Below are 818 nucleotides of genomic sequence, written 5' to 3'. Positions count from 1 at the left end.
ATAACAACTGGTTGTAAGAATAGAAGAGGGGGTTATATATTGAGGTGACTAAGGCTGCGGCTGACTTTTTAAGAAAGATAAGTTGAAGCGTTGAGATATTGGTGTGTTAAAAACTTAAAAGGCCGTCTGAAAAAGTTGCTTTCAGACGGCCTTTAGATTTGCTTGGTGCGTTAGAACTACAAGCGCGTTACGCTTAAAACGCCTTTGATGTCGCCTAAGCTGGCTAATACGCGCGGCAGGTCATTGACTTGGCGGACTCCAAGGGTAAAGCGCATACTGGCTTCCAAATCACGCGATTGGGTTTGCACTGCGGTAACGTTGAGTTTATGACGCGCCAGCGCATCCGAAACATCGCGAAGCAAACCGGAGCGGTCTTGGGCGCGGATTTCAACATCGACGGCAAACACTTGTCCTTCTTGCAAGGCTGCCCAGCTTGCGTTCAACACTTTTTCCGGAGCCTGTTCGGCAAGGTGGCGGAAAGAAGGGCAGGTATTGCGGTGGACGGAAATACCGCGGTCGCGGGTAACAAAGCCCACAATATCGTCAGGAGGTGCCGGTTTGCAGCATTTGGCAAGTGTGGTCATTAAGCCGTCTTCGCCGTCAATCAAAATGCCGTTTTTGCCGCCTTTTTTGATTTTGGACTGCTTGACGATATTGGTTTCATCAATCGGCACAGGAGGCGGCTCATTCAGCGCACCGCAGGCTTTGTGGATGGCGCGGTTGGAAACTTCGCCCTGACCGATGGCCGTATAGAGTTCATCGGTTTTTTTGAAGCCGAGTTTTTCCGCCAATGCTTGCAGATTGGGTTTGGGGAAGAT

The 818-nt window shown here is 50.1% G+C and carries 1 protein-coding gene; it reads right to left on the bottom strand.

The genetic code is table 11. From position 1 onward, the window contains the following. Positions 1-176 precede the first annotated feature (176 nt). Positions 177-818 (bottom strand): ACT domain-containing protein (locus ACTHUR_RS13120; RefSeq protein WP_440398950.1); only part of this gene is annotated, 642 nt, incomplete at its 5' end.

This window comes from Neisseria sp. P0021.S007 (genome assembly GCF_051956855.1).
The sequence above is the reverse complement of the archived record's forward strand: the minus strand, read 5'-3'. Positions and strand labels throughout refer to the sequence as shown.